General features: G+C 71.5%; 23 protein-coding genes. 9 read left to right on the forward strand and 14 right to left on the reverse strand.

Annotated features, from left to right (window positions below):
• The first annotated feature begins 58 nt into the window (after positions 1–58).
• On the forward strand, positions 59–916 hold the full coding sequence (locus tag ACYQ1K_RS05770; RefSeq protein ID WP_459981856.1) for a sigma-70 family RNA polymerase sigma factor: 858 nt from the start codon (positions 59–61) through the stop codon (positions 914–916).
• On the opposite strand, the gene ACYQ1K_RS05775 is transcribed toward ACYQ1K_RS05770, so the two are convergent.
• From ACYQ1K_RS05775 to ACYQ1K_RS05785, 3 genes are read right to left on the reverse strand one after another with little or no spacing between them, the layout of a single operon-like run.
• Entirely contained in the window at positions 917–1,828 is a 912-nt protein-coding gene (locus tag ACYQ1K_RS05775; RefSeq protein ID WP_459981857.1) for a pseudouridine-5'-phosphate glycosidase, read from the reverse strand.
• Positions 1,825–2,721, reverse strand: coding sequence for a carbohydrate kinase family protein (locus ACYQ1K_RS05780; RefSeq protein WP_459981858.1), 897 nt, complete (start codon positions 2,719–2,721; stop codon positions 1,825–1,827). Before ACYQ1K_RS05780 ends, ACYQ1K_RS05775 begins: the two co-directional genes overlap by 4 nt.
• Positions 2,718–3,338, reverse strand: a complete 621-nt coding sequence (locus ACYQ1K_RS05785; RefSeq protein ID WP_459981859.1) for a TetR/AcrR family transcriptional regulator — start codon at positions 3,336–3,338, stop codon at positions 2,718–2,720. The genes ACYQ1K_RS05780 and ACYQ1K_RS05785 overlap by 4 nt, the downstream gene beginning before the upstream one ends.
• Positions 3,339–3,406: 68 nt before the next feature.
• Here ACYQ1K_RS05785 and ACYQ1K_RS05790 point away from each other — a divergent pair, with 68 nt between their 5' ends.
• Complete coding sequence (locus ACYQ1K_RS05790) at positions 3,407–4,816, forward strand: DHA2 family efflux MFS transporter permease subunit (RefSeq protein ID WP_459981860.1); 1,410 nt, start codon at positions 3,407–3,409, stop codon at positions 4,814–4,816.
• A 151-nt stretch (positions 4,817–4,967) separates the two neighbouring features.
• Here ACYQ1K_RS05790 and ACYQ1K_RS05795 read toward each other — a convergent pair whose 3' ends face one another.
• Both ACYQ1K_RS05795 and ACYQ1K_RS05800 read right to left on the reverse strand, forming a co-directional pair.
• Complete coding sequence (locus tag ACYQ1K_RS05795) at positions 4,968–5,957, reverse strand: aldo/keto reductase (protein ID WP_459981861.1); 990 nt, start codon at positions 5,955–5,957, stop codon at positions 4,968–4,970.
• 21 nt (positions 5,958–5,978) lie between these two features.
• Complete coding sequence (locus tag ACYQ1K_RS05800; RefSeq protein WP_459981862.1) at positions 5,979–7,265, reverse strand: alpha-hydroxy-acid oxidizing protein; 1,287 nt, start codon at positions 7,263–7,265, stop codon at positions 5,979–5,981.
• Between the two features lie 99 nt (positions 7,266–7,364).
• Here ACYQ1K_RS05800 and ACYQ1K_RS05805 point away from each other — a divergent pair, with 99 nt between their 5' ends.
• Together ACYQ1K_RS05805 and ACYQ1K_RS05810 are read left to right on the forward strand one after the other, a co-directional pair.
• The gene (locus ACYQ1K_RS05805; protein ID WP_459981863.1) at positions 7,365–8,240 is read left to right on the forward strand and encodes an alpha/beta fold hydrolase; all 876 of its coding nucleotides are present in this window, start codon (positions 7,365–7,367) and stop codon (positions 8,238–8,240) included.
• 72 nt (positions 8,241–8,312) lie between these two features.
• Positions 8,313–8,720, forward strand: coding sequence for a VOC family protein (locus tag ACYQ1K_RS05810; RefSeq protein ID WP_459981864.1), 408 nt, complete (start codon positions 8,313–8,315; stop codon positions 8,718–8,720).
• On the opposite strand, the gene chrA is transcribed toward ACYQ1K_RS05810, so the two are convergent.
• From chrA to ACYQ1K_RS05845, 7 genes are all read right to left on the reverse strand, one after another.
• A complete protein-coding gene (gene chrA, locus ACYQ1K_RS05815; RefSeq protein ID WP_459981865.1) occupies positions 8,721–9,845 on the reverse strand; it encodes a chromate efflux transporter in 1,125 nt (374 codons plus the stop codon).
• A gap of 174 nt (positions 9,846–10,019) precedes the next feature.
• On the reverse strand, positions 10,020–11,402 hold the full coding sequence (locus tag ACYQ1K_RS05820) for a cytochrome P450 (protein WP_459981867.1): 1,383 nt from the start codon (positions 11,400–11,402) through the stop codon (positions 10,020–10,022).
• Between the two features lie 53 nt (positions 11,403–11,455).
• Positions 11,456–12,652, reverse strand: a complete 1,197-nt coding sequence (locus ACYQ1K_RS05825) for a S1C family serine protease (RefSeq protein WP_459981868.1) — start codon at positions 12,650–12,652, stop codon at positions 11,456–11,458.
• Between the two features lie 97 nt (positions 12,653–12,749).
• Entirely contained in the window at positions 12,750–13,133 is a 384-nt protein-coding gene (locus ACYQ1K_RS05830; protein WP_459981869.1) for a hypothetical protein, read from the reverse strand.
• Positions 13,134–13,188: 55 nt separating this feature from the next.
• Positions 13,189–14,208 carry an aldose epimerase family protein gene (locus tag ACYQ1K_RS05835; RefSeq protein WP_459981870.1) on the reverse strand — a complete coding sequence of 340 codons (1,020 nt, stop codon included), beginning with the start codon at positions 14,206–14,208 and terminating at the stop codon, positions 13,189–13,191.
• Between the two features lie 21 nt (positions 14,209–14,229).
• Positions 14,230–14,583 carry an arsenate reductase family protein gene (locus ACYQ1K_RS05840; protein ID WP_459981871.1) on the reverse strand — a complete coding sequence of 118 codons (354 nt, stop codon included), beginning with the start codon at positions 14,581–14,583 and terminating at the stop codon, positions 14,230–14,232.
• A gap of 51 nt (positions 14,584–14,634) precedes the next feature.
• On the reverse strand, positions 14,635–14,856 hold the full coding sequence (locus ACYQ1K_RS05845; RefSeq protein WP_459981872.1) for a helix-turn-helix transcriptional regulator: 222 nt from the start codon (positions 14,854–14,856) through the stop codon (positions 14,635–14,637).
• 114 nt (positions 14,857–14,970) lie between these two features.
• Here ACYQ1K_RS05845 and ACYQ1K_RS05850 point away from each other — a divergent pair, with 114 nt between their 5' ends.
• The 3 genes from ACYQ1K_RS05850 to ACYQ1K_RS05860 are packed head-to-tail and all read left to right on the forward strand — an operon-like array spanning position 14,971 to position 17,082.
• Positions 14,971–15,396, forward strand: a complete 426-nt coding sequence (locus tag ACYQ1K_RS05850) for a C40 family peptidase (RefSeq protein WP_459981873.1) — start codon at positions 14,971–14,973, stop codon at positions 15,394–15,396.
• Complete coding sequence (locus ACYQ1K_RS05855) at positions 15,393–15,773, forward strand: ImmA/IrrE family metallo-endopeptidase (protein WP_459981875.1); 381 nt, start codon at positions 15,393–15,395, stop codon at positions 15,771–15,773. Before ACYQ1K_RS05850 ends, ACYQ1K_RS05855 begins: the two co-directional genes overlap by 4 nt.
• 43 nt (positions 15,774–15,816) lie before the next feature.
• Entirely contained in the window at positions 15,817–17,082 is a 1,266-nt protein-coding gene (locus tag ACYQ1K_RS05860) for a hypothetical protein (RefSeq protein WP_459981876.1), read from the forward strand.
• A 40-nt stretch (positions 17,083–17,122) separates the two neighbouring features.
• Here the strand turns inward: ACYQ1K_RS05860 and ACYQ1K_RS05865 are convergent, their stop codons facing one another.
• A complete protein-coding gene (locus ACYQ1K_RS05865; RefSeq protein ID WP_459981877.1) occupies positions 17,123–17,974 on the reverse strand; it encodes an RES family NAD+ phosphorylase in 852 nt (283 codons plus the stop codon).
• Positions 17,971–18,726 (reverse strand): hypothetical protein, encoded by a 756-nt coding sequence (locus tag ACYQ1K_RS05870; RefSeq protein WP_459981878.1) that lies wholly within the window; start codon positions 18,724–18,726, stop codon positions 17,971–17,973. Before ACYQ1K_RS05870 ends, ACYQ1K_RS05865 begins: the two co-directional genes overlap by 4 nt.
• 466 nt (positions 18,727–19,192) lie before the next feature.
• On the opposite strand from ACYQ1K_RS05870, the gene ACYQ1K_RS05875 reads away from it, so the two are divergent.
• Both ACYQ1K_RS05875 and ACYQ1K_RS05880 read left to right on the forward strand, forming a co-directional pair.
• The gene (locus ACYQ1K_RS05875) at positions 19,193–22,240 is read left to right on the forward strand and encodes a DEAD/DEAH box helicase (protein WP_459981879.1); all 3,048 of its coding nucleotides are present in this window, start codon (positions 19,193–19,195) and stop codon (positions 22,238–22,240) included.
• Positions 22,233–23,060 (forward strand): SWIM zinc finger family protein, encoded by an 828-nt coding sequence (locus ACYQ1K_RS05880; protein ID WP_459981880.1) that lies wholly within the window; start codon positions 22,233–22,235, stop codon positions 23,058–23,060. The genes ACYQ1K_RS05875 and ACYQ1K_RS05880 overlap by 8 nt, the downstream gene beginning before the upstream one ends.
• Positions 23,061–23,089: the final 29 nt, after the last annotated feature.

A 23,089-nucleotide genomic window follows, 5' to 3' on the forward strand; every position in this document is an offset into this window, starting at 1 on the left:
CGGCGTACGTCGACACCCTGACGAGCCGACCGCGGCTCGGACCGGGAGGATGGACCCCATGGAGCAGCTCGCCGCCGAGTTCGAGGCCGAACGACCCCGGCTGCGCGCGATCGCCGTGCGCATGCTCGGCTCGACGGCCGAGGCTGACGACGTCGTCCAGGACGCCTGGCTGCGGCTGGCCAAGACGCCTGATGTCGACAACACGCCCGCCTGGCTCACGACCGTCGTCTCACGCCTCTGCCTCGACCAACTGCGGGCGCGCAAGCGGGTGGAATCCTACGAAGAGTCCTACGACGCCCCCGCACCCGTGCCGCAGACCGACCCCGAGGCCGACGCCGTCCTCGCCGACCAGGTCGGGGCCGCGCTGCTCATCGTGCTGGAGACGCTGTCACCGGCCGAGCGGGTGGCGTTCGTGCTGCACGACCTCTTCGCGGTGCCCTTCGACGACGTCGCGGGGGTGCTCGGGCGCTCGCCGGCCGCCGTACGCCAGCTCGCCTCCCGCGGCCGTCGCGCGGTCGCCGGCGGCGACGTCGAGACCGAGCGTCGGACGCACCACGAGGTCGTCGACGCGTTCCTGGCCGCCGCCCGCGGGGGCGACCTCAGCCGCCTGCTGTCGCTGCTCGCGCCCGACGCGGTGATGCAGGCCGACGCGGCGGGCATCGCGATGGGCACCGAGCCGGTCTACGCCGGAGCCGAGGCCGTGGCCGCCCGCTTCAACGGCGTGAGAGGCGCCGCACCCGTCACGATCGACGGGTGGTCCGCCGCCGCCTGGGTGCACCATCGCGAGGTCAAGGTGGCCTTCCTCTTCACGGTGGCCGACGGGGTCATCACCGGTGTCGACCTCGTCGCCGACCCCGACGTCCTGGGGCGAATGGAGGTCACGCTCGCCGGCAACCCGGCGCGCGAGGCGGACTGATCACTCGGCCGCGTAGGCCACCGCGACGGCCGCCCCGAACCGGGCGTTGTCCTTGACGAGCGCGACGTTGGCGGTGAGCGACGCGCCGTCGGTGATCTCGACGATCCGGCCCAGCAGGTAGGGCGTGATGTCCTTGCCTGTGACGCCGAGCCGCGCGGCATCGGCGAGGGCCCGGTCGATGATGCCGCCGATCTCGTCGGCGGGGATCTCGTCCTCGACCGGGATCGGGTTGGCGATGACGACGCCGCCCGGCAGCCCGAGCGACCACTTCGCCCGCAGCACGGCCGCGGTCTCGGCCGGCCCGTCGACCCGCATCGGCGCCGCAAACCCCGACGAGCGCGAGTAGAAGGAGGGGAACTCGTCGGCACCGTTGACCAGCACGGGCACACCGAGGGTCTCGAGCGTCTCCAGGGTCAGCCCGATGTCGAGGATCGACTTCACGCCGGCGGAGACGACGGCGACGGAGGTCTGCCCGAGCTCGGTGAGGTCGGCGGAGATGTCGAAGCTCTGCTGGGCGCCCCGGTGGACGCCGCCGAGACCTCCGGTGACGAAGACGCGTACGCCGGCCAGCGACGCCAGCCGCATCGTCGCCGCGACGGTCGTGGCGCCGTGCAGGCCGCGCGCCACGACATAGGGAAGGTCGCGCACCGACACCTTGACGACGTCGGGATCGGAGCCGAGCAGCTCCAGGGCGTCCTCGCCGAGACCGACACGCGGGATCCCGTCGAGCACCGCGATCGTGGCCGGCACGGCACCCTGCACGCGCACGATCGCCTCGACCTCGCGGGCCATCTCGACGTTGCGCGGGTAGGGCATCCCGTGGCTGATGATCGTGCTCTCCAGGGCGACGACAGGCCGCCCGTCGGCGAGCGCGTCGGCGACCTCCTCGGTCAACCGGATCTGGTCGTTCACGCGCGGCTCCTGACGAGGGTCTCGGTGAGGTCGGGGCGGACGGTGGACGCGCTGGCGACGGTGAGGGCGGCCGCCGAGTGGCCCAGGCGGGCGGCCTCCGCGGGTGCGGCACCGGCGAGGAGGAAGTGGCAGAAGGCGGCCAGCATCGCGTCACCGGCGCCCGTCACGTCGACGACCTCGTCCGCGGTCGAGGCGAGCACAACCGGGCCATCCGGCGTCGAGAGGACCGAGCCGGCCGGCCCTCGCCGGAGCCAGACGAGCTGGGCGCCACGACGTCGCAGCTCCGCGATCGCGGCCGTGTCGTCGGCGAGGCCTGTCAGCGCGCGGAGCTCGTCGGCGTTGGGGGTGAGGAGGAAGAGGGGGCGTCGTACGGCGTCCGCCAGGCGCTGGGCCTTGGGCACGGAGACGGGGTCGACGACGACGCGTACGCCGGCCCTGTCCGCGATGTCGACCCCCGCGCTGAGGGTCGCCGGCATCAGGTTCCCGTCGAGGATCAGGAGCTCAGCCTCGGCGATCCGGTCCGCCACCGCGTCGACGTCGCCGGGCGACAGCGACTCGACGGCGGCCATGTCGGCCACCGCGACGACGAGCTCACCGCCCTCGTCGAGCACGGCCGTGTAGGTGCCGGTGGGGAGCTGGGTGCGACGTACGCAGGAGATGTCCACGCCCGCCGTCGCCGTGGACCCGAGCAGGTCGTCGCCGAGCAGGTCGGCTCCGACCGCGGTGACGAGCGTGGTGGCCGTCCCCAGGCGGGCGAGGTTGTCGGCGATGTTGCGGCCGACGCCGCCGGGCGACAGCGTCGCCCTGCCGGGGTTGCTGGTGCCGGGCACCACCGGCGCGCGGCTGCGCGCCTTGAGGTCGATGTTGGCACCGCCGACGACGACGACGCTCACGGGCCGCTCCCGGATGCGACGCTCGCCTCGACCGCCGCCTCGGCCCGGGGCAGGCGCCTCTCCTCGGGCATGCAGACCTCGACGAGGGCGCCCAGAGGACCGACGGTGGTGCCGAAGGCGCCGATCGAGACCAGCACGTTGAGGAGCATGCCCTTGGCGATGAAGTCGCGCACGTCCTCCGCGGACCATCCGGTCTCGAGCAGGGTCGCGAAGATCGTCGCCATCCCGGCGCGGGCCTGGACGCCGATCTCCGGCACCGAGCTCGCGGTGAAGCCGTGCATCAGCACGTGCAGGAAGTCGGTGTCGTCGAGGAGCCCGGTGTAGGCGGCGCCCATCCGCTGCTTGTCCTCGTCGCTCTGCGGGTCGAACGGCCGCTCGTCGAGGACGCTGCGGAAGGCGGCGTCGATCCGTTCACAGGCGCGGCCGAACACGGCGAGGAACAGGTCGAGCTTGGTGCCGAACATGCGGACGACGTACGGCTGGCTGACCCCCGCCTCCTTGGCCACGGTGTCGGTGCTCGTGCCCGCGTATCCGCTTGCCGCGAACGCGCGGGTCGCCGCCTCGAGGATGAGCTCGCGGCGTTCGGCGGCAGGCATCCGGACGTTCATGGTTGACATGTTATCAGTCGATTACTTATCGTCCTGTCATCGCTTGTAATCATTCAATGCCAACAACAGGAGATGCGATGTCTGCCGTCACTCAGGGGGCTGATGCACCGGTCGTTCCGGTCCTCGCCCGTCGCGCCCCGCTCTGGCTCGCGATCGCCGCCGTCAGCCTGCCGATGTTCATGGCGACGCTCGACAACCTCGTGATGACCAGCGCGCTCCCGGTCATCCGCGCCGACCTCGGCGCGAGCGTGAGCGATCTGTCGTGGTTCATGAACGCCTACACCCTCGCGTTCGCCACCTTCATGCTCCCCGCCGCCACGCTCGGAGACCGGATCGGCCGCCGGCGCGTGATGCTCGGCGGCATCGTGATCTTCACGCTGGCCTCCATCGGGTCGGCGCTGTCGGACTCGTCGGCCGCGCTGATCACCACGCGAGCGCTGCAGGGCTTCGGCGCCGCCGCGATCATGCCGCTGTCGCTCACGCTGCTCGCCGCGAACGTCCCCGACCGACTCCGTCCCGCGGCGATCGGCATCTGGGGCGGCGTCTCCGGGCTGGGGGTCGCTCTCGGACCGGTGGTCGGCGGCGCCGTCGTGGAAGGCGTCAGCTGGCAGGCCATCTTCTGGCTCAACGTGCCCGTCGCCGTGCTCGCCGTGCCTCTCATCCTCGCCGCGGTGCAGGAGTCCCGCGGCACCTGGCAGCGGCTCGACCTCCTGGGCGCGGTCATGCTCGGCGGCGCGGTCTTCCTCGGCATCTGGGGAATCGTCCACGGCAACGACGACGGCTGGACCTCGGCCGGCGTGCTGATCCCGCTCGTCGCTTCGGGTCTCCTGCTGCCGGCGTACGTCCTGCACGCCCGACGCCGCTCCGACGCCGTGCTGCCGATGCGGCTCTTCGCCTCGCGCAGCTTCTCGGTGGCCAACCTGGTGGCACTGGGCTTCACGGTGGGGATGTTCGGCGCCGTGTTCCTGATGGCGCAGTATCTCCAGGTCGTCCAGGGCTATTCGCCCCTTGGCGCCGGCATCCGCACCCTCCCCTGGACAGCGGCACCCATGGTCGTGGCGCCGCTAGCGGGGATGCTCGCCGGTCGCATCGGAGTCCGGCCGCTCCTGCTCCTCGGCCTCGCCCTCCAGGCAGGTGCGCTCGTCTGGTTCGCGGGGCTGACCGAGTCCGGCTCGTCGTACGCCGCCTTCGTCCCCGCCCTCGCCATGGCCGGCATCGGCATGGGCCTGGTATTCCCATCGGTCTCCAACGCCGTGCTGGACGGGCTGCCGGACAGCGACTTCGCCACCGCCAGCTCGGCCAACTCGACGATCCGCGAGTTCGGCGTCGCGTTCGGCATCGCGCTGCTCACCGCCGTCTTCCTCGGCAACGGCGGTCAGATCTCCCCCGACGGCTACACCGGCGCGATCGGTCCCGCGCTGCTCACCGGCGCCGCCGCCGTGGCGGTCGCCTTCGTCGCGGCGCTCTTCGCTCCGCGTCGGTCCTGAACCCGTCCGAGGACCCCTCCGCGCGGGACGTCATACGAGTCGGTCGCTCAGGCAGCCACCCCGCATGACGTCCGAAGACCCCTCCGCGCGGGACGTCATACGAGTCGGTCGCTCAGGCAGCCACCCCATAGGACGTCCGCGGCAGCGCCGATCACCAGCGGTCGTGGATCGCCTCGCGGAAGTAGGTGTCGTAGAGCCGGTGGACGGCCTCGTCGAACCCGGGCGGCACCTCGATCGAGCCGGCCGCGGCGTTGGAGCGGGCCTGGTCGGTGCTTCGGGCGCCGGGGATGACGCTGGAGACCTGGGGCAGCGAAGCGACCCACGCGAGTGCGGCCTGCGCCGGCGTCACGCCGGGCAGCGTCGACCGGACGAGCTCGCTGAACTCCGCGGCGGCACGTACGCCGGTCTCGTAGTCGACGCCCGAGAAGGTCTCGCCGACGTCGAACGCCTCGCCGTGGCGGTTGAAGCTGCGGTGGTCGTCGGCCGAGAAGGTGGTCTCGAGGGTGTAGCGACCCGACAGCAGACCGCTGGCGAGCGGGACCCGCGCGATGATGCCGACGCCGGCCTTCGCCGCGGCGGGCAGCACCTCGTCGAGGGGCTTGAGCCGGAACGCGTTGAGGATGATCTGCACCGACGCGACGCCCGGACGTCGGATGGCCGTGAGCGCCTGGTCGACCGTCTCGACCGAGACGCCGTAGCTGCGGATGCGACCCTCGGCGACGAGGGTGTCGAGCGCGTCGAAGACCTCGTCGTCGGAGTAGACGGCGGTCGGCGGGCAGTGAAGCTGGACCAGGTCGAGGGTGTCGACGCCGAGGTTGGCGCGGGAGCGGTCGTTCCAGGCCCGGAAGTTGTCGAGGGCATAGTTCTCCGGCAGCTGGTCGACCCGTCGGCCCATCTTGGTCGCCACGGTCACGCCGGACCCGGCGTTCGCCTTCAGCCATGAGCCGATGAGCGACTCCGACCGGCCGTCGCCGTAGACGTCGGCGGTGTCGAAGAAGGTCATGCCCTCGGCGTAGGCCGCGTCCAGGACGGCCAGCGCATCGGCCTCGTCGACCTCACCCCAGTCGGCGCCGAGCTGCCAGGTGCCGAGGCCGATCACGGAGACGGTGCGGCCGGTGCGTCCGAGAATGCGCGTCTGCATGCGCTCCACCTTAGGAGGTGGTCACACGAGCAGGTCGGGGGTGATCCGCCCGATGCTGCTCACCCCCGCCACGCCCATCGTGAGGTCGAGCTCCGCGAGGACGTTCTCGAGGACGGAGCGGACCCCCGCCTCGCCCGCCAGCGCGAGACCGTAGACCCAGGGTCGTCCCAGCAGCACCGCGTCGGCTCCGAGCGCGAGGGCCACGACGACGTCGGCACCGCTGCGCACCCCGCTGTCGAAGAGCACCGGCACCCGGCTCGCGGTCTCCGCGACCACGGCCGGGAGCGCGTCGAGGGACGCGATCGCGTTGTCGACCTGCCGACCGCCGTGGTTCGAGACGACGATCCCGTCGACGCCGTGCTCGATCGCGAGCCGCGCGTCGTCGGGATGCTGCACGCCCTTCACGAGGATCGGCAGGGCGGTCATCTCCCGCAGCCGCGCGAGGTCCGCCCACGTCAGATCGGAGCGGGAGAAGACGTCGAGGAAGGTCTCCACGGACGCGCGAGGCAACGGTGAGCGCAGGCTGTCGCGCAGCGTCCCGCCCGTCCAGCGGGCGTGGTGCCGGGCCATCGACAGCAGCGCTCGCACGGCGCTCACCGCCTCTCGAGGCGCGGGCCTGGGGGCCTGCCCGGCACGCGGGCGGGCAGCGACGAGCTGGCGGAACATCGGGTCCGAGAGGTACTGCGCGATTCCCTCCGCGCGCGCGAACGGCAGGTAGCCGAGGTCGAGGTCACGGGTGCGCCAGCCCAGCAGGTGGGTGTCGAGGGTGACCACGAGGGCGTCGGAGCCGATGGCCTCCGCGCGCTCCACCAACGACCGTACGACGGACTCGTCCCTGCTCCAGTAGAGCTGGAAGAGCCGCGGGGAGTCGCCGAGCGTCGCGGCCGTCTCCTCCATCGGCACGCTGCCCTGCGTGGAGATGACCATCGGGATCCCGAGTGACCGGGCGGCGCGGGCGACGGCATACTCCGCATCCGCATGAGCCATCTCGAGCACGCCGATCGGCGCGAGCAGCAGAGGCGCCGGGATGGTGCGACCGAGAAGCGTCGTCTCGAGCGAGCGTGCCGTGACGTCGACCATCATCCGCGGGACGATGCGACGCTCGGCGAACGCGGCGGTGTTGGCCGCCACGGTGCGGTGCTGACCGGCTCCGCCGGCGACGTACGCCCACGCCTGCCTGCTCATGACCCGCCGAGCCGCCGCCTCGAGCGCGCTCGGCTCCACCGGCACCACCGGTCGCCGGCCGAAGAGGCCGGCGCGGAAGATGCGGGCCTGGACGTCGCGTCCGATGCTGGCTGCGATGCTCACGGAGTTCAGTCTGTCGTGGCGCGCCGGCGCCCGGCACTCTGAACGCGCCCGGCGCCCGCGGCGCCCCACCTCGTGACCCCATCGGCCTAAGGTCGAATCATGACCGCATCGGCAGGCTCATCGGCAGGCTCATCGGCGTCCGTGCCGGACCGGCACGTGGTGTCCAGCGACGGCGTGTCGCTCGCGGTCTACGAGTCCGGCGACCGCGACCGACCGACTCTGGTGGCCGTGCACGGCTACCCCGACGACCACACAGTGTGGGACACCGTGGTGCCGCTGCTCGTCGACGACTTCCACGTCGTTACCTACGACGTGCGCGGGGCCGGCGCGTCGCAGGCGCCGAGGCGGCGTGAGGGATATCGGATCCCCCAGCTCGTCGACGACCTGGCCGCGGTCATCGACGCGACTGCCCCGGGACGGAGAGTGCACCTGCTCGCGCACGACTGGGGATCGATCCAGTCCTGGGACGCCGTGACCGACGACCGCTTCGCCGACCGGCTGGCCACCTTCACCTCCGTGTCGGGGCCGAGCATTGCCATGTCGGGGGCGTGGCTGCGCCGGGCCCACCGCTCGGCGCGCCTGCAGCAGCTGGCGGACTCGTGGTACATCGGCCTCTTCCGGATGCCGGTGCTGCCCGAGGCGATGATCAGGGCCGGCCTCCTCGACCGCGCGCTTGCCGGATCGCTCCGCGCACCCGTCCGACACCGACCGCAGCCGGACGCGGTCAACGGGCTCGAGCTCTACCGGGCGAACTTCGGCATCGACCGCCCGGCGCCGGGAACGGCCGTCGTGCCCGTCCAGGTCGTCGCACCGCGCGAGGACCCGCACGTCACGGTCGCTCTGCAGACGGAGGCGCCGGTGCCGTACGCCGCCGACCTGCGCACGCACGTCGTCGAGGGCGGCCACTGGTTCTTCCGCAGGACCCCCGAGGTGCTCGCCCGGCTCGTCGCCGAGCTGGCGGGGACGGCCCGTTGACCGGCGCGTTGTGGATGACTGTTCACCTTCGTCGCTCCTCGACTGTCGGCGGCGAGGTCTAGCGTCAGTCGCATGGCCAGCAAGCTGAATCCGTACCTGTCGTTCCAGGACACCGCGCGCGACGCGATGGAGTTCTACCAGTCCGTCTTCGGGGGCGAGCTCTTCGTGAGCACCTTCGGCGAGATGGGCGACCCGGAGGCCGCCGAGGCGAACCTCGTCATGCACTCCTCGCTGCAGACCCCGAGCGGCTACACGCTCTTCGCCTCCGACACCCCGCCGGGCATGGAGTTCACTCCCGGCAGCCAGATCACCGTCAGCCTCAGCGGCGACGACGGCGACGAGCTGCGCGGCTACTGGGAGAAGCTCTGCGTCGAGGGAGCGGTCAAGGTCCCGCTCGAGCGCCAGATGTGGGGTGACGACTTCGGACTCGTGACCGACCGTTTCGGGATCGACTGGATGGTGAACATCGCCGGGAGCTGATCAGCTCAGCAGCGCGACGAGCACACCGACCAGTCCCGCCCCGACCAGCACGCCGACGACGCCGCGCCGCAGCAGGAGCAGCGCGAGGGCTGCGGCAGCGAGGACGGCGTACTGCCAGGGGTCGGTGAGCTCGCGCGCCAGCGGCACCGCCGAGCCGTAGATCGCACCGATGGCCGCCGGTCCCGCGCCCGCCAGGAACGCCTGCACGCGGCGGTCGACCCGCAGCCGGTCGAAGTGACGACCGCCGAGCAGCACGAAGGCGAACGACGGCCCGAACGCCACCGCCGCGGCGAGCAGACCGCCGAGGAGACCGGCGGCCGCGTAGCCGACGACCGCGACCGTGTGGACGACGGGTCCGGGCGTGACCTGGCCGAGGGCGACAGCGTTGAGGAACTGAGGACCGGTCATCCAGCCGTGCTCGTCGACGGCGTCGGACTGCATCAACGGGATGATCACGAAGCCGCCGCCGTAGGACAGCGCGCCCACCTTGAGGGAGGTCCAGGCCAGCGACACCAGGACACCGGCCCCGACGCTGCCCCCGCCCGCGACCGCGAGCGGGAGGACCGCCGAGAGGTCCCGCGCGGGGTGCCGCACGGCCAGCTCGACCAGTCCGCAAGCGACGAGCACGAGGGCCACCCACTGACCGAGCACGGCGGCGGCCGCGGCGCCGGCGGCGACGTACGCCACCCAGCGTGCCGTCGACACTCGCCGGCTCCAGCTGGCGGGCGTCAGCCCCCAGCCCGCGTGCACGGCGACGGCTGCCACCGCGGCCCCCGCGCCGGCGCCGGCCCCGATCACCCAGTCCGGCGGTCCGCTCAGGAAGAGGGCGGCCAGGGCCAGGATCAGGACGAGGCCGGGCAGGATGAAGGCCAGGCCACCGACGGCCGCACCGGCCGTCCCCCGCACACGCCAGGCGGTGAAGATGGCCAACTGCGTCGACGACGGGCCGGGAAGCAGGTTGCAGGTCGCGATCGCGTCCTCGAACTCGTCGGCCTCGATCCAGCCCTCGTCGTCCACGCACAGCTCACGCAGCAGCCGGATGTGCGCCGGCGGCCCACCGAAGCCGAGGCAACCGATGCGCCCCCAGGAGCGCAGGACGGTGAGCAGGCCCGGCACAGAATGCATTGTTCCGTCCTTCCGGCCCGCCTCACACGCCGGCTCGCGGGTGCTGCGGTTATCGGAGGACAGGGCGGGGTACGAGGCGGCATGCGCCTCCACCTCCGCTCGATGTTCCAGGTCTCGCTCACCCTCACCCAGGCGATCGCGCTGCTGCGCACGCGTCGCGACCACGCCTGAGTCTCACTCGACGCGGGCAGGCAGGCTCTCCCAGCCTCGCAGGATGCGGGTACGGCGGCGGGTCGCGCCGGGCTCGAGCCGCAGCCGCGGGAACCGCTCGAACATCGCCCGCAGCCCGACCTCGCCCTCCATGCGGGCCAGCTGCGCACCGAGACAGTGGTGCCGTCCGGCGGAGAAGGAGAGGTGCTCGCGGGCGTTCGGCCGTGTGATGTCGAACCGGTCCGGTTCCGCGAACACGCCAGGGTCGCGGTTCGCGCCGGCCAGCACGGTGGTCACCGCGTGGCCCTCGCGCACGGCCTGACCGCCGACCGTCGTGTCGCGCAGGGCGATCCGCCCCGTCAGCAGGACCGGCGGGTCGACGCGCAGCACCTCCTCCACGGCGTTGCCCCAGTCAGCGGTGCCGTTGCGCAGCGCGGCCAGCTGGTCCGGGTGCTCGCGGAGGAGCACGATGCCGTTTCCCAGCAGGTTGACGGTCGTCTCGAAGCCCGCCGCCAGGACCAGTCCGGCCGTGGCCTTGAGCTCACGCTCGGTGAGACCGACACCGTCCTCCTGCGCGGTCAGCAGCTGGCTCAGAAGGTTGTCCCCCGGATGCCGCCGCAGGTGGGCGAGATGCCCGGTGAGCCAGTCGTCGAACTCGACGAGCGCACGCTCGATCCCCCGGAACTGACGCCACCCGACACCGAGGTCCAGGCTGGCTCCGGCCTGGTTGCCCAGCTCGAGGATGCGCTGCCTCATCCCCGGCGGGACGCCGAGGATCTCGGAGATCACGATGACGGGCAGCTGGCCGCAGTAGGCCTCGACGAGGTCGGCGGGCGAGCCGGGGTCGATGGCGTCCAGGAGCTCGTGGGCGATCTCTTCGGTCCGCGCCCGCAGCCGCTCGACCGCCCGCACGCTGAAGACACGGGTGACGAGCTTGCGATAGCGCGTGTGGTCCGGCGGCTCGGTGACCAGCAGCGACGGCGGCTGGACCGGGTTGAAGACGTCGGTCGCGGCCCAACGGTCGAGCCGCGCGAGCGACCCGGCCGTCGTCGGAAGGCCCGCGCTGAAGTCGCTGCTGCTCAGCACCTCCTTCACCGCCGCGTGGTCGACCGTCACGTAGCTGAACGTCCCCCGCACGAGGATGCCGCGGTCGCGCAGCTCGGCGAAGATCGGCAGGAGCTCGTCGGTGCGCCGCGGCCGCGCCGCCGCGGTGATCAGGCGTCCCTGCAGGTCGCCCCGCCGCGCGGCTCGGCCGATCACGACCCGCGGCATGCCGTGCCCCAGCCCCCAGCGGACCAGCGGCTTGACGGGCTCGGTGACCCCGTCCGTGAGGCGGTGGACCACCTCACGCGCGGCCGCCCGCCGGCCGGCCACTCCAGCACCGGACAGAGTCGACAGCTTGAGCAATCCAGGACCTCCTGCTTCGCACACTACGGCGTGATCGGAGGTCTCAACGAGCATCAGGCGACGGGGGCACGGCCGAGCACCACCGTCGCGGAGTGGCCCTCCCCATTGGCGTCGGTCCAGCGCACGAGGACGCGGTCCCCCGCGGCATGCTTCGCGACGGCGGTGGTCAGGTCGTCGGTCGAGGCGATGGTCGTGCCTGCGAGGGAGGTGATCGTGCTGCCCGCGGTGATGCCGGCACGGTCGGCGGCGCCATCGGAGATCACGCCTTCGACGACGGGCGAGCCGGACATGCTCGCGACCTGCACACCGAGAGCGCCGCCGTACCCCAGCGCGACCTCGCCGCCCCCGTCACCCGCTCGGATGCTCGCCGCGATCGCGAGCACCGTGTGGATCGGGATGGCGTAGCCGGTCACGTCGGCGCCTCCGGTCGAGGCGGCGACGTCCATGCCGATCACCTCGCCGTCAGAGTCGAGCAGCGCGCCACCTGAGTCTCCGGAGACGACGTCGGCGTTGACCTCGATCAGGTTGCGCAGGCTCTCGGAGCCACCCTGCTCGTCGGCGACGGTGATGTCGGACCCGGTGGCTGTGACGGTCCCGTCAGCGGCGAGCAGCGTCCCGCCACCCTCCGCGTTGCCCACGGCGGTGACCGCTTCGCCGGTCCTCACCCCGTCAGTGTCGGCCGTGGTGGTGGCCAGTCCGCTCGCGCCCTCGAGCTGCAGAACGGCCACGTCGTCGGTCGCGTCGTATCCGACCACGTCGGCGGCGTAGGTGCGCCCGGTGGTCGGGACCGTCACCGAGATGGCGGTGCTGCCGGCGATCACGTGGTGGTTGGTGAGGACGATGCCATCCGAGGTGACCACGATGCCCGTGCCGGCTGCCCGGCCGGAGCCGTAGTCCAGCACCGTGTCGATGAGCACGACGCCCTTCGACTCCTGCGAGGTGGCCGGGTTCGCGTCGAGGGCCGTCGTCCCTGCAGAGCTCGAGTAGTCGTCGTACCCGCCGTACGACCCATAGGCGCCATACGAGCCGTAGCCGCCGTAGCCGCCGTAACCGCCGGAGGAGCCGTAGCCGCCGTAGCCGCCGTAGCCGCCGTAGCCGCCGTAGCCGCCGTAGCCGCCGTAACCGCCGTAACCGCCGGAGGAGCCGTAGCCGTAGTCCGCCGCGACCGCCGCGGGAGCGGCAACAGGAAGGGCGACGAGCGGCACGGCCAGGACGGTGGCCGCGGCGGCGCGGCGGAGACGGTGGGCCATGAGGACTCTCCTTCGCACGGTGGTGATCCCACCGTGCGCCCGAAGACTGTGGAGTTGCTGTGGCCGAGCACAAACCTTCCTACGGGATTGTCACGGCCTACCCTGCCAGCTCGGTGGCGACCATCAGGGGTCGCACGCCGCTGAGGCGCTTCTGATAGCGGACATGCTCCTCATAGCGCTCCAGCAGCTGCCAGAGCGCGTCGTGCGCCGCCCACGGCAGCGGCTCGTCGCCTCGGTGCCAGCTCTCGCCGAAGCTGATCCACACCGGCACCCACTCGGCGGCGCAGTCCCACGCGCCGCGCTTGGCCAACAGCATCGTGCGGCGCACCTGGAAGGCCGTGCGTGGTCCGTCCAGGCAGATCGGCGCGCTGTGGATCGGCCAGAGCCGCAGATCTCGCTCCATCAGCTCCAGCTCGAGGTCGACGAGCGCGCGCGGCTCCACCAGCACGGTTGCGACGGTCTCATGCGGCGGGCGCCTCATGCAGGCACGCTAGCCCTGCACCGCGCATGGCAAAAGGTCCCAGTTCCGAGTGCCGTCAGGAGGGTGTGATCCGCCACTCGATCGTCGATCGGTGGACCTCGCCGGGCATCAGCAGGGCCGATGGCCACGCGGGATGGTTCGGGGTGTCAGGGAAGAGCTGCGGCTCGAGCGCGATCCCGTCGCCCGGCCGGTAGCGGCGGCCGCGTCGACCGGAGCCACCGAGCGCGTTGCCGGTGTAGACCTGCAGGCCGGGCTGGTCGCTGAGCACCTCCAGCGTGGTGCCGGTCGTGGCCGAGGACAGCACGGCGACGGGCCGCATGCCGGCGCCACGAATGACGAAGTTGTGGTCGATGCCCCCCGCTGAGGCGAGCTGTGGCTCGTCGGTGCGCAGCACGGGCCCGAGGAGCGTCGGCGTCCGCAGGTCGAAGGCCGTGCCATCGACCGCGACGTGGTCGCCGAGCGGGATGCCGGTGGCGTCCACAGGCGTGTAGTGGTCGGCATGCACCGTGAGGAGATGGCCGTCGACCGTCCCGGCGCCATCGCCGTCGAGGTTGAAGTAGCTGTGGTTCGTCAGGCTGACGACGGTCGGGGCGTCGGTGGTGGCCGCATGCTCGACCCGCACCCCCTCACCGTCGACCGTGCACGTCATCGACGCCACCACCGTGCCGGGGAACCCCATGTCGCCATCAGGACTGACGATCGACATCGTGACCGAGGAGTCGCTCTGGGCCTCGATCGACCAGAGTCGCTTGTCCCAGCCGTCGGGTCCGCCATGCAGCGAGTTGCCCCGGTCGCTCGTCGCGACCCGGACCTGCGTGTCGCCGAGAGTGAACCGGCCCCCCGCGATCCGGTTCGCGTAGCGCCCGATGGTCGCGCCGAGGAAGCCGTCCACGCCGAGCAGGTCGGCGACGCTGTCGCGCCCGAGGACCACATCACGTCGTACGCCGTCCCCGCCGGTCACCTCGAGACGGTGCACGGTCGCGCCGAGGGTCAGGAGGTCGACCACCACGCCCGGCGCCGACCCGAGGGTGATCCGCTCGACCGGCCGACCGTCCGGCATCGCTGCGAATCTCATGAGCGGTCACGCTATCGGCCCTCAGAGCACCGATCGCACCGCCTCGTCAGTGCGGGCGACGACCGTCGTGCCGTCGTCGGCGGTGATGATCGGACGCTGGATGAGCCTCGGGTGCTCGGCCAGGGCGGCGATCCAACGGTCGCGGCTCTCGGCGGTGCGGGGCCAGCTCTTCAGCCCGAGCTCCTTCGCGTCCGGCTCGGCGGTGCGGACGATGTCCCACGGCTCGAGCCCCAGGCGGCCGAGCACGTCACCGATCTCGGCGGCGGTGGGCACATCCTCGAGGTAGCGGCGCACGGTGTAGGTCGCGCCCTCCTCGTCCAGGATCGAGAGCGCCGTGCGGCACTTGGAACAGGACGGGTTGATCCAGATCTCCACGGCTGCATTCTGGACCAGGCATCTCCGCGCGGGGCCGACTGTCCCCGGCCTCTATGCGGGCCCGCGGTCGATCTCGAACAACGCCTCGAACGGCAGCCCGGTGAAGTGCATGAGCGACGCAATGAACCGTGGCGACGGCTCGACGTCTCCTCGCTCGACCCGGTAGGCGGTCGACGAGGCCACCTTCAGCCGGCGCGCCAGCTCATCGCGGCTGATCCCTCCAGCGGCCGTGCAGATCTCGTAGATGATGTTGCCGCGCAGCTTGATCCTCATCCGCTCCCCCCGGCGTCGAATGCATTGCCGCATAGGATATGCGTCACTGCACGACTCCACAAGCGGTCATGCACGCGTTATGCATGCAGGCATAAGCACGTTTAGGATGCCGCCATGGACACATGGGCGATCTACGTGCGGGAGCTCACCCGCGACGAGCCGCAGGACGCGGTGGGGCGCAAGGTCGGCGTCGACGGCTCCACCATCAGCCGCTGGCGCAACGGCAAGGTCGGCAAGGTGGTCGAGGTGGCCGCTCTTGCTCGGGCCTATGAGGACAGCGTCCTCAGGGCCTTCGTCGCAGCGGGGTTCCTGACCGCCGAGGAGGCGAAGACGCCTCCTCCCGGGCGCCCGGACTGGGACACCGTCTCCCACCAGCAGATGCTCGACGAGCTGGCGCTGCGCCTCCGGGCGGCGGACGAGCGAGACGGCCTCTGGTCCCGCCGCCGGCTGTCGGCGGCGGCTGATAGTCCTGATCACGGGATCGCCGCTCACGACCACGTGAGCATCAGCGAGGAGCAGGAGGGGGGCGACGAGGCATGACCCTGGACGTCCTCCTGGCGCACGCCGAGGCTCTCGGCCTTGCGGTGGAGTGGGCGGACCTCGGCGACATCCGGCGCGGCGCCTACCTCGACGACGAGCGCCTGATCGTGCTCAACACGCGCCTGACGCACGCGCAGGCGACCGCCACGCTCGCCCACGAGATCGGCCACGCGCGGTTCGGCGATCGGTCCTCCACGCCGAGGCTCGAGCGGAGGGCCTCGGAGTTCGGTGCCGCACTGGTGATCGACACCGACGACTACGAGCGTGCGGAGCGGCTCGTCGGCCCGCATCCGGGTGCACTTGCCCAGGAGCTCGGCGTGACCGCTCACCTGGTCGAGGCCTGGCGGGGGTGGTTCGTCCGGCGGCGGGCGGCCTGAGGGAGCCGCGACAGGCCCGGGCTCAAGCACTAGGTTCGGGCAGGTGGCGTCACCTTCCTCCCTCGGCTTCGCGGCTGCGATCGGCGGCATGGCCGGAGCATCGCTGGCCGCCCACCGCGGAGCAGGCGCGGCGGTGGGCGGCGCGCTCCTCGGCGCCGGCGTCCTCGCCACCTCGGAGGCGATCGCCAGGGCCCGCCAGAGACCGGGTGAGATCCCAGCCCTGTGGCAGCGCATCGCCGTGAGCACCGCGATGGCGGCACCCGTCGGTTGGACGGCCGACAGGGTCCTTCACGCCGGGCCACGCAGCATCGGCCTGGCGATGGGCGCGACGGTCGGTGCGATGGGGGTGCGGCCGCAGAAGGTCGTGTTCGGCCCGGTGGTGGGCGCCACCGTCGGCCAGGCCCTGTCTCGGCGCGGAGCACCGGGCGCCGTCACGGCGGCCTCCACCGTCCTGGCCTACCGCTGCCTCGCTGCCGCGCTCTTCCGCGATCCACAGGTCAGCCTGGTGGCCGAGCGTGTCAGGGCGGTCGACCTCCCGTTCGTGGTGCCGCGGCCGGCGCGGTCGGCGTACGTCGGCACCGGCTATGTCCAGAACCTGGCCGAGGAGCTCGGCGGGCTCTACACGCCGGACGCCGCGGATGCCGGGATCGTGACGTCGGTCGACGACCTCGCCGGTCCTGCCTTCGACCCGCACCAGATCGACCCACTGGTGCGCGAGTTCTACGAGCACACCACGCGGTTCGCGCTCGACATCGTGCCGGAGTGGCGACGGTGGGTCCGGCCTGGCTACCTGCTCTACCGCAACCTGGTCGCCCGGCGGCTGGGTCAGGCGAGCATCCCGATGAACCAGCGCGAGGCCCAGCGCGGAATCCGGAGCCGCATCGACACCGTCAGCGGCGTGGACGGTGCCGTCTCGGTGCGCGGCTGGATCCGGTCGTTCGCTGACGACGACGAGCCGATCATGCTCGGCATCTACACCACCTACACGCATGAGGGCCGCGGCTACGTCAGCGTCGGCTTCCCTGTGCCCGAGGGCAGCTTCACGGCGACCCTCAGCCCGCGGCTACGCCCCGACGGCGGGCTCACCCTGACCAGCCGGGTCGACGACGGCCAGGCGGGGCACTACCTCGCCTACGTCGACACCCCGGCCGACGAGCTGACCGCCCTGCGCGTCGACGGCCTCGACGAGCAGTTGGAGGTGTACGTCGTCCCCGACGGCCTGCGGGCCGAGCACTCCTTCTGGCTCTTCGGCTTCCCGTTCCTCACGCTGCACTACCGGATCAGCCGCAAGGCTCCGGGCGGCTTGTAGGCACACCTCGATCTGTGGGGACCCGTGGGCCCGCAGGTGGTCACGTGCCATCGATGCTCGGGTCGAGGACGATCGCCAGGTCGGCGGCCAGCTCCTGGACGGCCCGCTCGCCGCTTCCCTCGAAGAGAGAGCCGCTGCTGTCGGGCGCTTCCACGAGCCTCCATCCACCCGCTCGGCCACCCTCGACGCGGTGACAGAACAAGACGACCACCTCATCGTCGGCGGCTCCGCCCGACGCAGGAGGCCGTGCGACGGCTCGCCGGGCACGCTCGGGGGTTGCCAGGTAGCTCGCGGCGACCTCCGACTGCCGTGAGTGCCAGAGAATCCCGTCGAAGCCCCCGTCCGCGGGCGCGGCGTTGCAGATCGCCTGGGCGATGCGCCGGGTGCACGAGTAGTGCAGCGCGGACGAGCTCACGACGCTTTCCCGCACCAGCCCCAGTCCGGAGAGGGCAGGGTTGCGCAGGTCGACAAGCCGCAGGGAGCGCGGCAGCGCGAGCCGCGCATGGAGGCGCCCCAGCAGGTCGTTGCCCGTCAAGACCGAGGGGAGTCTCGTGGTCGCTGCCGAGGCTCGAGCGGTCGGCTCGGCGGTGTGGAAGACCGTCTCGAGCAGGGCCGCGCGCAGCGTCCTGGCCACGTACATCGTCGGCACCATGATGTCCGCGGCCGCGCCGGCTCCGGGAAACGGAGCGAACCGGGTGCTGCCGACCCCGGGGTTCGGCTCGGCGTGACCGTCGACGGACCAGTAGATCCGCACCCAGGGCTCCCCCTCTGCCAGCGTGGCGACGGGCAGAGAGTCGGGGTCGTCGGTGCACCGCGTCACGAGCTCGGTGACGGCGACGGGGCACTTCGACGGCCGTGGGCACGGCTCGATCGGCCGAGCCGCAACCGTCACGACTCCACAGCCGGCACTTGCCCGGACGCCACAGCGCCATGCCGGCCGACGGCGAGCTCTTCGGCGTACTGCCTCGCGGCCGCCAGCACGACCTCGGGTTCGCTGTCGAGCAGATCGGCCGGCACATCTGAGTCAAGCCACCCGGTGGGAGAGGCCAGCCACTCCCAGAGCTGCCAGCCGTCGAGCCCGACGCCGCGAAGCGTCGCGACGACGGCCTGCGAGGCTGTCCGAACATCGCCGGAGGCCTCGAACTGGAACGCCGGCATCAACGCGCGCCCGCCGTGCTGCACACTGAAGACACGGCCGGCATCGCGGGCTCGCTTGATCGCAGTCCGCGTCGCGTTCGGCGTCGAGCCGCGACGCGCGGCGAGAGACTCGAACGTCTCGTACGGCGTCTCGAGCAGCCGTGCCCGGAGCGTCGCCACGCCTTGAGTTGCGGTGACGTCGCCCGGCGAGATCGCCGGTTCGGACACCCACGTCAGCGCCGCGAGGATCTGCGTCCGCAGCGATGTGGTCAGCTCGGACGCCATCTGACGCTTCTGCGCCAGCAGCTCAACGGCTTCGGTGACCTCGTCGACCGACAGCCCGACCACCTCGACGACCGCTCTCGGGGCTGGCACGGCGGCATCGCCCTGGGCCATGTATCGGCTGCCGGCGATGTCGGAGTCCTGGTCGAGCTCGTCACGCACGACGACGTCTCGAGGCTGCAGTCCACTTGCGTGGCCCGACGCAAAGCCGACCCGTCGCTCCATCGCACACCTCCGATGTGACAACAGTAGCAGAGTCGGTCGCCGTTACTACTGTGACAGTGCCGCTCTTCAGGGGATCAGGGGATCAGTTCGACGAGGTCAGGGACGCTGGCGGCCAAGGCTTGGTCAAAAGTGGCCAACCGTCCTCCCCTGCTCGCGGCGAGCGCAGCAAGGTACGCATCGGTGACGTGCCGATGTCCGACCACGTGTGTGAGGTCGCATGGGCGTCGAGAAGTCGGATGCCGCTCACTCGTCGTCCAAGGCATCGGCGACCTCGGCTGTGGTGAGCCAACGCCCCAGCGTGACGGCCGGAAGCCCGCTGACAGGATCCGACACCACCGTCACCGGCTCGCCAAGCAGCCAGCCCTCGGGCGGTGAGGTCCGCGAAAGTGCGCGGGTCGTTGGAGACGTGAGGAGACGGCCGGGTTAGCCTGTCGGCGAACCGAGTCGAGAGGGCGTCCTGGCCGGCATGTTCGTCTTGCATGGATTCGTGGCTCGCGGCTGCGTAATCGCACTCTGGGCGGAGGACTCCGATCGCGCGGTCACCAGCCGCAGCCAGGCGACCCGCTCCGCGCGGCCACACCCGTTCGCCGCGCCGATCGACATGGTGCCGGGTGTTGCTCCAGGGAAGGCGAGCGATGCCGTCCTGCTGCTGCCGTCCCTGGCGAAGTCACCGCTCGACTCGCCCGAGATGGTGCGCGTCACCCCGCGCCGCGAACCGCAGTCCGAGCCGACGCTGCTCCCGTGGACCGTGACGGCAACGGTCCTCGAGCCGGCGGCGGCACTCACCTGGTTCGACGATCCCGAGGACGCAGGCGCGGACGGCGTCCGCTCCGGGGCGTCCGTTCGCTACCTGTCCGAGCTGGCCGCATTCGCGCGAGAGCTCGTCGACCGCGGACGAGTGCTGCCGACCATCGGGCACGACGACGTGCCCGTAGCACGGTGGCGACCGGTTCTGCAGGGGCGCGACGTCCTGGCGCTGCAGGCTCTCGTCACCGCGATGCCGCCGGTGTGTCGCGCGGTGCCCGATCTCGACGACCCGAACGAGCTCGCCGCCGGTGTCCTCGCGGAGCTGGTGGACGCGGCAGCGCGTGCCAGGCTCTCCGACGTCAGCCTGGTGCCGCCCCGTCGCGGACGCCGCCCCAAGCAGCCGCCTGCCGTGGAGGCGTGGCTTGCTGCCCTCACCGCGCCGGACGGCCACTTCGAGGCCGACGAGGTGGAGCTCGCCGCCTTGGAGAAGGCGCTCGGGCCATGGGGCGAGGTGGGTGTCGAGCAGGTCGGTCCCGCCCACGCGACGTTCCGTCTGACCGACCTCGAGCCGGAGTCCGCGTCGGCAACCGACGTGGGCGAGCCCGAACCACGGTGGCGGCTGGAGTTCCTGCTGCAGTCCACCGCCGACCCGAGCCTGCTGGTGCCCGCCGAGCAGGCGTGGACCGACGACGGCACGCTTCGGCGGTGGCTGGAGCATCCGCAGGAGCTGCTGCTGGGGGAGCTCGGACGAGCAAGCCGCGTCTATCCGAGACTCGCGGACGGCCTTCCTCGCGAGCGTCCGTGCGCCTTGGAGCTGGACTCCGACGGTGCCTTCCACTTCCTCGCTGAGGCAGCCCCCGCGCTGGACGCGGCCGGGTTCGGCGTACTGCTGCCGACCTGGTGGGACCGCCGGGCCAAGCTCGGCCTCCGGTTGTCCGCGTCGAGCAGGTCCGACCCTGCCGCAGCCGCCGGCGGCCGGTTCGGCAAGGAGCAGCTGTGCGACTTCACGTGGGAGCTGGCCGTCGGCGACGAGCCGCTGACGGACGTGGAGATCGCCGCCCTCGTCGAGGCCAAGGCGCCGCTGGTGCGGATGCGTGGTCAGTGGGTCAGTGTCGACCGCGAGCAGCTGCGGCGCGGACTGGAGTTCCTCGGCCGCGAGAAGTCCGGTTCGATGTCGGCGGCGGACATCCTCGCGCTGGCCGCGGCCCATCCTGACGACGTCGACGTCCCGCTCGAGATCATCGGCGTGGAGGCCGACGGCTGGCTGGGGTCGCTGCTCGACGGTGCCGCGCCGCAGACCCTCCAGCTCGTCGAGCCGCCGGCGGAGTTCGGGGCCCAGCTCCGGCCCTACCAGCAGCGGGGCTTGTCATGGCTGAGCTTCCTCTCCTCGGTCGGACTGGGCGCCTGTCTGGCCGACGACATGGGTCTGGGCAAGACGGTCCAGATGCTGGCCCTGGAGGCTGCGGAGCGCTCGGACGATCCCGAGGTCGGCCCGACGATCCTGGTCTGCCCCATGTCGCTGGTCGGCAACTGGCAGCGGGAGGCAGCGAAGTTCGCGCCTCACCTGCGGGTCTATGCCCACCACGGTCCGGAGCGGCTGCGCGGCGATGCACTCGCCGAGCGCCTCGCCACCGTCGACCTCGCGGTCACGACCTACGGCACCGCCGTCCGCGACATGGACGAGCTCGCGGAGGTGGACTGGCGACGCGTGGTCCTCGACGAGGCGCAGGCGGTGAAGAACAGCCAGTCGCGCTCGGCCAAGGCCGTACGCCGGCTCCGCGCGCCGCACCGGATCGCGCTCACCGGCACCCCGGTGGAGAACCGGCTCTCCGAGCTGTGGTCGATCATGGACTTCGTCAACCCTGGGATGCTCGGCCCTCAGGATCGGTTCCGCACCCACTACGCCATCCCGGTTGAGCGGCATGGGGATGCTGACGCGGCGCAACGCCTGCGCGCCATCACCCGGCCCTACGTGCTGCGCAGGCTCAAGACGGACCCGACCATCATCGACGATCTGCCCGAGAAGATCGAGATGAAGCAGTATTGCCGCCTCACCACCGAGCAGGCCTCGCTGTACCAGGTCGTCGTCGATGAGATGCTGGAGAAGATCGAGAGCACACGCGGCATCGAGCGCCGCGGCAACGTGCTCGCCGCGATGGCCAAGCTCAAGCAGGTCTGCAACCACCCCGCCCAGCTGCTGCACGACCGGTCACCCGTCGGCCGACGCTCGGGCAAGATCATCCGCTTGGAGGAGATCCTCGAGGAGATCCTGGCCGAAGGCGACCGGGTGCTGTGCTTCACCCAGTTCACCGAGTTCGCCGAGATGCTGCTCCCGCATCTGGCAGCCCGGTTCGCCACCGACGTCGCCTACCTGCACGGCGGCACGTCGAAGAAGGCGCGCGACGAGATGGTCGAGCGTTTCCAGTCCGGCGACGGTCCATCGATCTTCCTGCTGTCACTGAAGGCAGGCGGCACCGGTCTGACGCTCACCGCGGCAAACCACGTGATCCATCTCGACCGCTGGTGGAACCCGGCGGTGGAGGACCAGGCGACCGATCGAGCCTTCCGCATCGGTCAGCGGCGCAACGTGGAGGTGCACAAGTTCATCTGCACCGGCACGCTCGAGGAGAAGATCGACGACATGATCGAGGCCAAGAAGGCGCTCGCCAACCTGGTCGTGAGCGACGGGGAGGGCTGGCTCACCGAGCTCTCCACCACCGAGCTGCGGGAGCTCTTCAGCCTCTCCGAAGGAGCCGTCGGTGAATAGCCGGTCGCACTGGGGCTCCGGCTTCCCGCCGCCGTCGAAGCCGCGTGCCGTCGAGGGTGGGCTCAAGGCGAGAAGCACACGCGGTGCGATCGCTCAGACCTGGTGGTCGGAGCGCTTCATCACGGTGCTCGAGGGCATGGGCATGGGCGGGCGGCTGCAGCGGGGCCGCACCTACGCCCGCAAGGGCCAGGTCATCTCCCTCGACGTCGCCGCGGGCACCGTGAGCGCCCAGGTGCAGGGCACTCGGGCACGGCCCTATCGCGTGCGCATCGGGCTGACCGCCTTCGGCAAGGCTGACTGGGCGCAGCTTGAGCGCGAGCTCGCCGGCAACGCCTGGTATCTGGCGAAGCTGCTGGCCGGTGAGATGCCGGAGGACATCGAGGAGGTCTTCGCGGGACTGGGTCTGCCGCTGTTCCCCACGAGCGCGCGTGACCTGACGCTGGACTGCTCCTGCCCGGACTGGGAGGTGCCGTGCAAGCATCTGGCGGCGGCGTTCTACCTGCTGGCGGAGACGTTCGACGACGACCCGTTCAGGATCCTCGCGTGGCGCGGCCGGGAGCGGGAGGACCTCCTGGCGAACCTGCGCGCGGCCCGCGGCGACGGACCTCCGGCGGCCGATGCGGCTGAACGGACGAGCACGCCGCTGGCCGAGTGCCTCGGCTCCTTCTTCGAGATGCAGGGCGACCTTCCCGCGACGGCGGCACCACCCACAGCCCCGGACGGGCTTCTCGACCAGGTTCCCAAGGTCGCGGTCGACGTCCGCGGGCGAGAGCTGTGCGAGCTGCTGCGTCCGGCGTATCTGGCGTTCGCAGCTGACTGATCCTCGTGCGGCTGCTGGGCGGCGAGCGC

This window comes from Nocardioides sp. AN3 (assembly GCF_054653495.1).

Excerpts from the sequence above, each read along its gene's own strand:
- ACYQ1K_RS05870 (WP_459981878.1), bottom strand. The coding sequence starts at position 18,726 with ATGGAGCGACGGGTCGGCTTTGCGTCGGGCCACGCAAGTGGACTGCAG.
- ACYQ1K_RS05830 (WP_459981869.1), bottom strand. The coding sequence starts at position 13,133 with ATGAGGCGCCCGCCGCATGAGACCGTCGCAACCGTGCTGGTGGAGCCG.
- ACYQ1K_RS05845 (WP_459981872.1), bottom strand. The coding sequence starts at position 14,856 with ATGAGGATCAAGCTGCGCGGCAACATCATCTACGAGATCTGCACGGCC.
- ACYQ1K_RS05850 (WP_459981873.1), top strand. The coding sequence starts at position 14,971 with ATGGACACATGGGCGATCTACGTGCGGGAGCTCACCCGCGACGAGCCG.
- ACYQ1K_RS05770 (WP_459981856.1), top strand. The coding sequence starts at position 59 with ATGGAGCAGCTCGCCGCCGAGTTCGAGGCCGAACGACCCCGGCTGCGC.
- ACYQ1K_RS05795 (WP_459981861.1), bottom strand. The coding sequence starts at position 5,957 with ATGCAGACGCGCATTCTCGGACGCACCGGCCGCACCGTCTCCGTGATC.
- chrA (WP_459981865.1), bottom strand. The coding sequence starts at position 9,845 with ATGCATTCTGTGCCGGGCCTGCTCACCGTCCTGCGCTCCTGGGGGCGC.
- ACYQ1K_RS05810 (WP_459981864.1), top strand. The coding sequence starts at position 8,313 with ATGGCCAGCAAGCTGAATCCGTACCTGTCGTTCCAGGACACCGCGCGC.
- ACYQ1K_RS05855 (WP_459981875.1), top strand. The coding sequence starts at position 15,393 with ATGACCCTGGACGTCCTCCTGGCGCACGCCGAGGCTCTCGGCCTTGCG.
- ACYQ1K_RS05790 (WP_459981860.1), top strand. The coding sequence starts at position 3,407 with ATGTCTGCCGTCACTCAGGGGGCTGATGCACCGGTCGTTCCGGTCCTC.
- ACYQ1K_RS05825 (WP_459981868.1), bottom strand. The coding sequence starts at position 12,652 with ATGGCCCACCGTCTCCGCCGCGCCGCCGCGGCCACCGTCCTGGCCGTG.
- ACYQ1K_RS05785 (WP_459981859.1), bottom strand. The coding sequence starts at position 3,338 with ATGTCAACCATGAACGTCCGGATGCCTGCCGCCGAACGCCGCGAGCTC.
- ACYQ1K_RS05835 (WP_459981870.1), bottom strand. The coding sequence starts at position 14,208 with ATGAGATTCGCAGCGATGCCGGACGGTCGGCCGGTCGAGCGGATCACC.
- ACYQ1K_RS05875 (WP_459981879.1), top strand. The coding sequence starts at position 19,193 with ATGTTCGTCTTGCATGGATTCGTGGCTCGCGGCTGCGTAATCGCACTC.
- ACYQ1K_RS05805 (WP_459981863.1), top strand. The coding sequence starts at position 7,365 with ATGACCGCATCGGCAGGCTCATCGGCAGGCTCATCGGCGTCCGTGCCG.